This is a genomic window from Saccharomonospora iraqiensis subsp. paurometabolica YIM 90007 (assembly GCF_000231035.2).
Lineage (GTDB): Bacteria > Actinomycetota > Actinomycetes > Mycobacteriales > Pseudonocardiaceae > Saccharomonospora > Saccharomonospora paurometabolica.
The window spans coordinates 3003-11348 of record NZ_KI912249.1; the positions used below are offsets into that span (position 1 = coordinate 3003).

Below are 8346 nucleotides of genomic sequence, written 5' to 3' on the forward strand. Positions count from 1 at the left end.
TCGGCCCGGGCGTCGCCGACGGTGGCCGCCCCGGTGGAAGCGGCGCCGGGGTTCTCCGGTCCCGGTGCCGCCGCCACCCGGTTGACCCCGACCACCCACGCGAAGTCACCGGCCCTGCCCGCCTGTACCCCGGAGCGGGCGTCCTCGAACACCGCGGCCCGGTCGGGCCCGACCCCGAGTTCGCGGGCGCAGCGCAGGAACGAGTCCGGTGCGGGCTTGCCGCGCAGGCCCTCGGCGCGGATCGTGCGGCCGTCCACCCGCGCCCGGACGTAGGGCGTCAGCCCGGCGGCGTCGAGCACCAGCTCCCCGTTGGCGGAGGAGGTCACCACGCCGATGGCCAGCCCGTGTTCCCGTGCGGCGTCGAGGTAGCGGACCGAACCGGGGAAGGGGTGCACGCCCTCGGAGGACAGCAGCGCCAGCAGCCGGTCGTTCTTGCGGTTGCCGACACCGTGCACGGTCGCCGCGTCGCCCGGGTCGTCGGGCGCGCCCTCCGGCAGGTGGAGACCGCGGGAGGCGAGGAACTCCCGCACCCCGTCGAGGCGGGACCGCCCGTCCACGTGGGCGGTGTAGTCCCGGTCGGTGAACCCGTGCCGGTCGGGGGCGTGCTCGCGGAGCACCTCGTCGAAGGTCCGCCGCCAGGCGCGCAGATGCAGCGAGGCGGTGCTGGTCAGTACGCCGTCCAGGTCGAACAGGCACGCGGTGACCGCGGCGGGTAACCCGATCATGCCGTTCACGCTAGTAGCGCGGCCCCCGCCCCGCCACGCTGAAACCTGTACACTTGAAAAGGTGAACAGGTGATCAGTCGGCGTCGGCGGTGCCGATGACCCGTCTTCCTCCCGGGAGCGCTATGGAAACCCTCGCCCTGCACGTCAGCGACGGACTGCTGGACGTGCCCACCTCGCTGCTCTTCGGCGTGGTGGCCGTGGCCGGCCTCGCCGTCGCCCTCGCGATGTCCCGGCGTGATCTCGACGAGCGGCTGGTGCCCCTGGCCGGGCTGGTCGCCGCCTTCGTGTTCGCGCTGCAAATGATCAATTTCCCGGTGCTGCCGGGTGTCAGTGGCCACGTGCTCGGCGGGGCACTGGCCGCCGTCCTGGTCGGTCCCTGGGTCGGCGCGGTCGGTCTCGGCGTGGTGCTGCTCGTGCAGGCGCTGCTGTTCGCCGACGGCGGGCTGAGCGCGCTCGGCATCAACATCACCAACATCGCCCTGCTGGGTACGGCCGCGGCCTACCTCGTCGCCCTCGGGCTGCGGCGGTACGCCCGGGCGTCCCGGACGGGCCTGCTCGTCGTCACGTTCGTGGCGGCGTGGGTGGGCACCGTCGCCGCCGCGGGGGGATTCGTCGTCCAGTACGCCCTCGGCGGTCAGGGCGATGTCCCGATCGGCGGGCTGGCGGCGGCGATGTTCGGGGTGCACGCGCTCATCGGGATCGGCGAGGGGGTGATCACGGCGGTGACCGTGGCCGCCGTCGCCGCGGCCCGCCCGGAACTGGTGCATCTGCTCGGCCGTCGGCCGGTGACCACGGCGGGCGACCCGCCGACCACGACAGGCGACACGCTGACCACGGAGGCGGAACAGTGAGTACGGAGCGGGAAGCGGACCTCCGGCCGGACGGGGCGGGCCGGAGGCGGCGCGGCGTGCGGTTCTCCGTCGTGCTCGGCCTGGCGGCGTTGCTGCTCGCCGGGGTGGTGTCCTACCTGGCCGACGGGTCCCCGGACGGGCTGGAGTCGGTGACCCGGCAGGGCTGTACCGAGGTCGACGGCGAACTCCGGGGGGACTGCGCCGCGCAGGCCGAGCGCGGGCACGATCTCGCCGGGAGCGTGTTCGCCGACTACACCCTCGGCGGCGACGAGACGTTCACCGGGTTCGCGGGGGTCCTCGGCGTCCTGGTGACACTCGCCGTGACCGTCGTCCTGGTGTGGCTGCCCCTCCGGCGGCGCCGGTCCCGGCAGGGTGGTTCCGGACGGTGAGTGCACCCGTCCTGCACCGGCCGGCCGACACCCCGGTGCACCGGCTCGCACCCGAGGTGAAGGTCGTCGGCGCGTTCTCGGCCGTGCTGGGCGTGGTGGCCACCCCACGGGAGGCCTTCTGGGCCTTCGGGCTCCACCTGCTCGTCCTGGTGGGCGTGTGGGCGGCCGCGCGGATACCACCCGGCTGGCTCGCCCGACGGGCCGTCATCGAGGTGCCGTTCGTCGTCTTCGCCCTCGTCCTCCCGTTCGTCTCGGGCGGGCCCCGCACCGACGTGCTCGGGGTCGCGGTGTCCACGGAAGGTCTGCTGGCCGGGTGGAACATCGCCGTGAAGGGCACCCTGGGCCTGCTGGTGTCGCTCACCCTGGCGGCGACCACGCATCCCGGTGAGCTCGTCACCGGACTGCGCCGCCTGCGGGTACCCGCGACGGTGACCATGATGGCCGGACTGCTGGTGCGCTACGTCGAGGTGCTCGTGTCCGAGGCGCGGCGGATGTCGCGGGCCCGCCGGGCCCGCGGGGACGACCCGCGGTTCCTCTGGCAGGCGGGCGGGCTCGCCCGCGGTGTCGGGACGCTGTTCCTGCGCAGCTTCGAACGTGGCGAACGGGTACACCTGGCGATGCTCTCCCGCGGGTTCGACGCCGGGGCCCCCGCCACGTACCTCGCCGACGGTCGCCGTGCCGCACCCGGCCAGTGGGCGGCGGCGCTGGTCCCCGGCACGGTGATCGCGGGGGTCTGCGGGGTGGCATTGTGGCTGGGGTGAACGCCGACCGCCGCGCGGACCGGGATCCGGCGTCCTCCGGCGCGGCCCCGGACCCGCCCGCGCTGGAGATCACCGGTCTCCGGCACCGCTATCCCGACGGACACCGGGCGCTGTCCGGGATCGACCTGCGGGTGGAACCGGGGGAGCGGGTGGCGGTGCTCGGGCCGAACGGGGCGGGGAAGACGACGCTGGCCCTGCACCTCAACGGTCTGCTCGTCCCGGAGGAGGGCACGGTGCGCGTCGCCGGCGTCCCGGTCGGCACCAAGACCCGGACCGACGTCCGCAGGCGGGTCGGCGTGGTCTTCCAGGACCCGGACGACCAGCTGTTCATGCCGACCGTCGGGCAGGACGTGGCCTTCGGCCCGCGCAACTTCGGCGTGCCGGAGCCGGAGCGGTCCCGGCGGGTGCGTGCCGCGCTCGACGCCGTCGGGATGGCCGGGCACGCCGACCGGCCGCCGACCCACCTGTCCGTCGGCCAGCGACGCCGGGTCGCCCTGGCCACGGTGCTCGCGAGCGATCCGGACGTGCTGGTGCTGGACGAACCGTCGGTGAACCTCGAACCGGTCGCGCGCCGGGAACTCGCCGAGACGCTGCTCGCGCTCGGGACCACGACGGTGCTGGTGACCCACGACCTGCCGTTCGCGCTCCAGGTGTGCCCGCGCAGCGTGCTGATCGACGACGGGAGGGTCGTCGCCGACGGGCCCACCCGGGAGCTCCTCGCCGACGCGCGGCTGCTGGCCGCACACCGCCTGGAACTGCCGTGGGGCTTCCGGGTGGACCCGGAGTGAAACCCCGTGCCGACCGGCGGGGACGACCCGCCGGCGGTCGCGCGGGATCCGTCAGCTCCCGGGGTGGTGCGGTCGTACCTGGTGGATGAGTTCGTGCATCGTCTCGTCGGCGAGCCGGTAGTACACCACCCGGCCCCGGCGGTCGGCGGTGACCAGCCCGTGCGCGCGGAGGATGCGCAGCGCCTGGGACACCGCGGTGTCGGTCATCCCCACCGCGACCGCGAGGTCGGACACACAGATCTCGTGGGCGCAGTGGATGCACACCAGCAGGGCCAGTCGGGAGGGGTCGGCGATCACCGAGAACCGGTCCGCCCATTGCTGGACGTTCTCCCGGTCCCCGAGGCATTCCTCAGCGGCTCGCACCCGCTGCGGGTCGATCAGGCGGCGTCGTGAATCCGTGGGCACCCCTGAATGATCCCACCGATTCAGAGTCCGGCGAGCAGGTCGGTCCCCGTGCCGTCGGAACCGGCCGAGCGGCCGTACCCTCGCGGCGCCCGGCTGCCGAGGAACCACTCGGTCCCGAAGGCGTGGGCGAACGCCTCGTCGGGCATCGCCAGGAAGAACGACTGTTCACTGATCTGGCTGGCGTGCGCGCGCATCGCGGCGCGCTTGTACCCGAGGTAGCCGGTCACGTCCACCGCGGTGTCGATCACCGACTCGGGCTTGCCGAAGTTCTCGTCGAGATCGGGCAGCTCGAACAGGGCACCCTCGGGCGAGTCGGCGACGGCGCGCATCCCCCGGGCCAGGTGGTCCCGGTTCATGGTGTTCTGGAACACCCGCGGGGTCCCGGCCAGCCCGGCGGCCCGCATCCCCACGCGGTGCACCTGGATGTGATCCGGGTGTCCGTACCCGCCGTTGTCGTCGTAGCAGGTCAGCACGTCGGCGTGCTCGTCGGTGAGGATCGCCGCCAGACGCTGCGCGGCCTCGTCGACCGGGGTCCGCCAGAACGACCCCGGTGCGTCGTTGGTGTCGGCGCCCATCATGCCGGAATCGGTGTAGCCGAGGAACTCGACGCGGTCCACGCCGAGTATCTCCGCCGCGGCGTGCGTCTCGGCCACCCTGCGCCGCCACAGCGGTTCGCCCTCGTCGAGGAACCCGTCCGGCACCTCGCCGTGCTCGCCGCGGGTGGCCACCACGAGCACGACGCGGTGGCCCTCCTCGTGCGCTTTGCGCAGCACCCCGCCGCAGCCGATGCACTCGTCGTCGGGGTGGGCGTGGAAGGACACCAGCGTCGCCATGCGTTCACCCTATCCACCCGCACGACCCACCGCGCGGGATCCGGAGGCGGTCCGCGCGGCGCGGGGCGACTCAGGTCGAGGGCGGCTTGAGCGGATCGTGTCCCAGGGACATGAGCCGGTGCCGCCAGTGCGTCTCCCCGGCGGTCGGTTCCAGGTCCTCCCGCCGCTGCCCGTGGATCTTGTCGACCACCCGGCGCATGACGTCGAAGTCGTCCGGGATCAGGTCGGTCTTGCGTTTGCCGAGGATCTCCAGCACCCGCTGGCCCAGGTGCGGGCCCGCCCGGTCCGGGTACTCCTCGTCGTCCGGGGTGGACGAGCGGGTGCGCAACCACTCGCTCAGCTCCCGCGAACTCATGTTCACCACACGGTGGAACTCGTCCCACAGCCGTTCGTCCCCGCTGTCCACCGGCGACCTCCTTGTCGTTCTCCCACGGAAACCCGTGCTCAGCCCGGTGTCGTCTCGCCGCCCAGCGCCGCCAGGACCTCCCCGGTGTAGTAGGAGGACAGCCGGTCGGCCGCGAGGAAGACGTACGACGGCGCCAGTTCGTCGGGGTCGGCGGCCCGGCCCATCGGGGTCTGCGCACCGAACGACCCGACGTGCCCGGGCTCCATCGTCGCGGGGATCAACGGTGTCCACACCGGTCCCGGCGCGACACAGTTCACCCGGATGCCCCGGCCGATCAGCGACTGCGCCAGCGCGAACGTCCACGAGTGCACCGCACCCTTGGTGGCCGAGTAGTCGATCAGCTTCTTGTTCCCGCGCAGCCCGTTCACCGAGCCGGTGTTCACGATCGCCCCGCCCTTGGGCAGGTGGCGCAGCGCCGCCGCCGTCACCCGGAAATAGGAATGGATGTTGACGTCGAAGGTGTGGGTCCACTGCTCGTCGGTGATCTCGTCGAAGGACTCGTGCTCGGACTGGGTGGCGATGTTGTTCACCAGGATCTCCAGTCCGCCGAGTTCGCGGACGGTGTCGGTGACGACCGACGCGCACCGGTCCCGCTCGGCGAGGTCACCCGGTAACAACCGGCAGCGTCGGCCCTCCTGCCGCACCAGCGCGGCCGTGTGCTCGGCGTCGGAGTGCTCCTCGAGGTACGACACGGCGACGTCGGCGCCCTCCTTGGCGAAGGCGACGGCGACGGCCCGGCCGATCCCGGAGTCCGCCCCGGTGATCAGGGCCCTGCGGCCGGCCAGGAGGTCGCGGCCGACGTAGCCGCGCATCTCGTCGCCGGGCTCCGGGGCCATCTCCCCGGTGTCGCCGGGTGGCCGCTGCGTCTGCTCGGGTTGGTTCACCGGGTCCTCCTCACGTCGTACGGGTGGTCGTCGGCGGCGTGGCCGGGTCAGAAGTCGGTGAGCAGCAGGTCCGCCGTGACCGGGAGCTCGCGTACCCGGACGCCGGTGGCGTGGTAGGCCGCGTTCGCGATCGCCGCGGCGGTGCCCACGATGCCGATCTCGCCGATCCCCTTCGTGCCCATCGGGTTCACCGCCGGGTCGCGCTCGTCGATCCAGGTCGCCTCCACCGAGTCGACGTCCGCGCAGGCGCTGAGGTGGTACTCGGCGAGGTCGTGGTTGACGACGAAACCGAACCGCTCGTCGAGCACGCTCCGTTCGTGCAGGGCCATCGACAGGCCCATGGTCATGCCCCCGACGAGCTGCGAGCGCGCCGTACGCGGGTTGACCACGCGGCCCACGGCGAACACGCCGAACAGCCGGGGCACCCGCACCTCGCCGGTGTCGACATCGACCCGGACCTCGGCGAACTGTGCGCCGAACGCGTGCATCGAGAACCGCTCGACGTCCGGGTTCGGCCGCATCGTGGCGGTGGACCCGTCGCCGGGTTCCGGGTCGGGGCCGTACGTCTCCCGGAACCGGCGCGCGGCCTCCACGATCGCCGACCCCCAGTTCGTCGTGCCGGACGAGCCGCCCGCGACGGTCGCGGTGGGCAGGTCGCTGTCGCCGATCCGCAGCGCGACGTCGTCCACGTCGACGTCGAGGGCGTCGGCGGCGATCTGGGTGAGCGCCGTCCACGCCCCGGTACCGAGGTCGACCGCCCCGATCGCGACCTCGTACCGCCGGTCCGGGCGCAGGCGCACCCGTGCCGATGACGTCGGCCGCTGCAGGACCGGGTACAGCGACCCGGCCACGCCGGTGCCGATCCACCAGCCGTCGCGCACCGTGGACCGGGGCAGCGGGGGACGCCGGTCCCAGCCGAACCGGCGGGCACCCTCGGTGAGGCAGGGCACGAAGTTCCGCGTCGAGTACGGCAGACCGCTGTCCGGGTCGGTGTCCGGCTCGTTGCGCAGGCGCAGCTCCACGGGGTCGAGTCCGCACGCCTCGGCCAGCTCGTCCATCGCGATCTCGGGCGCGACCATGCCGGGACACTCGCCCGGGGCCCGCATCCAGGACGGCACCGGGACGTCCAGCGCCGCCAGCCGGTGGGTGGTGCGCCGGTTCGGCGCGGCGTACATGGTGCGCGCCGGGACGGCGGTCTGTTCGGCGAACTCCTTGAGCCGGGACGTGGTCTCCACGACGTCGTCGCTCAGCGACATGAGGTGGCCGTCCGCGTCCGCGCCGAGGCGCACCCGTTGGATGGTCGGGGTGCGGTAGCCGACGAACGAGAACATCTGTTGCCGGGTGACGGCGAACTTCACCGGGCGTCCCCTCGTGCGCAGGGCCGCCAGCGCCGTGAGCACGAAGTGCGCGTGCGGGGTGCCCTTCGACCCGAACCCGCCGCCCACGTACGGGGCGAGCACGCGCACCCGTTCGCGGTCCAGGCCGAACATCCGGGCCACGGTGTCGCGGGTGGTGTGCACACCCTGCGTCGAGTCGTGCAGCGTGAGGCTCCCGTCGTCGTGCCACCTCGCCACCGTGGTGTGCGGTTCCAACGGATTGTTGTGGTTGCGCGCGGTGGTGTAGGTGGCCTCCACCGCCCGCTCCGCCGCGGCGAACGCGGCGTCCGGGTCGCCCTGCCGGGTGTCGGTGGGATGGCCCCCGTTGACCACCCCGGGTGCGTAGAGGTCGTCCCGGTCGGCCGCGAACGCCACGTCGTGCGGCCTGCGTTCGTAGCTCACCCGCACGAGGTCGGCGGCCTGCCGGGCCGTCTCCGGGGTCTCGGCCACCACCGCCCCGATGAGCTGTCCGCGGAAGGCGACCTCGTCGGACTGCAGCACCTCCAGCTCGGCGTCGTACCCCCGCTCCAGTGCCGGGGCGTTGAACGGGGTCAGGACCGTGACCACACCGGCGAGCGCGGTCGCCGCGCGGGCGTCGACGTCGAGCACCCGGCCCCGCGCGATCGTCGCCTGCACGGGGTGCAGGTACGTCGGTGCGGGCACCGGGTGTTCCCACGCGTACGGCGCCGTCCCGGTGACCTTGGCGTGCCCGTCGATCCGTTCGAGGTCGGCCCCGAGCGCGTTCGTCCGCGGGGTCGTGGTCACGACGGGTCCTCAGTACGGCCGTCCACCAACCCGCGGAGCACGGCGACCAGCAGGTTCCGCGCCATCGGCACCTTGAAGGCGTTGCCCGCGAGCGGCCGCGCGTCGGCCAGCTCGGCCTCCGCGGCCGCGCGGAACTCCCCGGCCGTCGCGGGCCTGCCCCGCA

At 73.4% G+C, this 8346-nt stretch carries 10 protein-coding genes; 4 read left to right on the plus strand and 6 right to left on the minus strand.

From position 1 onward, the window contains the following. Nucleotides 1–725 (minus strand): beta-phosphoglucomutase family hydrolase (locus SACPADRAFT_RS33080; protein WP_007025488.1); only part of this gene is annotated, 725 nt, incomplete at its 3' end. 122 nt (nt 726–847) lie between these two features. On the opposite strand from SACPADRAFT_RS33080, the gene SACPADRAFT_RS28145 reads away from it, so the two are divergent. The 4 genes from SACPADRAFT_RS28145 to SACPADRAFT_RS0215935 are packed head-to-tail and all read left to right on the plus strand — an operon-like array spanning nt 848 to nt 3514. Then, nucleotides 848–1576, plus strand: coding sequence for an energy-coupling factor ABC transporter permease (locus SACPADRAFT_RS28145; protein ID WP_007025489.1), 729 nt, complete (start codon nt 848–850; stop codon nt 1574–1576). Then, nucleotides 1573–1965, plus strand: a complete 393-nt coding sequence (locus tag SACPADRAFT_RS0215925) for a PDGLE domain-containing protein (RefSeq protein ID WP_007025490.1) — start codon at nt 1573–1575, stop codon at nt 1963–1965. The genes SACPADRAFT_RS28145 and SACPADRAFT_RS0215925 overlap by 4 nt, the downstream gene beginning before the upstream one ends. Further along, the gene (gene cbiQ / locus SACPADRAFT_RS0215930; RefSeq protein ID WP_007025491.1) at nt 1962–2726 is read left to right on the plus strand and encodes a cobalt ECF transporter T component CbiQ; all 765 of its coding nucleotides are present in this window, start codon (nt 1962–1964) and stop codon (nt 2724–2726) included. Before SACPADRAFT_RS0215925 ends, cbiQ begins: the two co-directional genes overlap by 4 nt. After that, nucleotides 2714–3514, plus strand: a complete 801-nt coding sequence (locus SACPADRAFT_RS0215935) for an energy-coupling factor ABC transporter ATP-binding protein (RefSeq protein WP_007025492.1) — start codon at nt 2714–2716, stop codon at nt 3512–3514. Before cbiQ ends, SACPADRAFT_RS0215935 begins: the two co-directional genes overlap by 13 nt. 51 nt (nt 3515–3565) lie before the next feature. Here SACPADRAFT_RS0215935 and SACPADRAFT_RS0215940 read toward each other — a convergent pair whose 3' ends face one another. The 5 genes from SACPADRAFT_RS0215940 to SACPADRAFT_RS0215960 form a co-directional block, all read right to left on the minus strand. Further along, nucleotides 3566–3919, minus strand: coding sequence for an ArsR/SmtB family transcription factor (locus tag SACPADRAFT_RS0215940; RefSeq protein WP_007025493.1), 354 nt, complete (start codon nt 3917–3919; stop codon nt 3566–3568). Between the two features lie 20 nt (nt 3920–3939). Further along, nucleotides 3940–4752: a PIG-L family deacetylase gene (locus SACPADRAFT_RS0215945; RefSeq protein WP_007025494.1), complete on the minus strand. Its 813-nt coding sequence runs from the start codon at nt 4750–4752 to the stop codon at nt 3940–3942. A gap of 70 nt (nt 4753–4822) precedes the next feature. After that, a complete protein-coding gene (locus tag SACPADRAFT_RS0215950; protein ID WP_007025495.1) occupies nt 4823–5158 on the minus strand; it encodes a DUF3140 domain-containing protein in 336 nt (111 codons plus the stop codon). A 38-nt stretch (nt 5159–5196) separates the two neighbouring features. After that, on the minus strand, nt 5197–6042 hold the full coding sequence (locus SACPADRAFT_RS0215955) for an SDR family oxidoreductase (protein ID WP_007025496.1): 846 nt from the start codon (nt 6040–6042) through the stop codon (nt 5197–5199). A gap of 47 nt (nt 6043–6089) precedes the next feature. Continuing rightward, a complete protein-coding gene (locus SACPADRAFT_RS0215960) occupies nt 6090–8183 on the minus strand; it encodes a xanthine dehydrogenase family protein molybdopterin-binding subunit (protein ID WP_007025497.1) in 2094 nt (697 codons plus the stop codon). Nucleotides 8184–8346: the final 163 nt, after the last annotated feature.

Coding starts and splice junctions, on each gene's coding strand:
- SACPADRAFT_RS0215945 (WP_007025494.1), bottom strand. CDS start 4,752: ATGGCGACGCTGGTGTCCTTCCACGCCCACCCCGACGACGAGTGCATC.
- SACPADRAFT_RS28145 (WP_007025489.1), top strand. CDS start 848: ATGGAAACCCTCGCCCTGCACGTCAGCGACGGACTGCTGGACGTGCCC.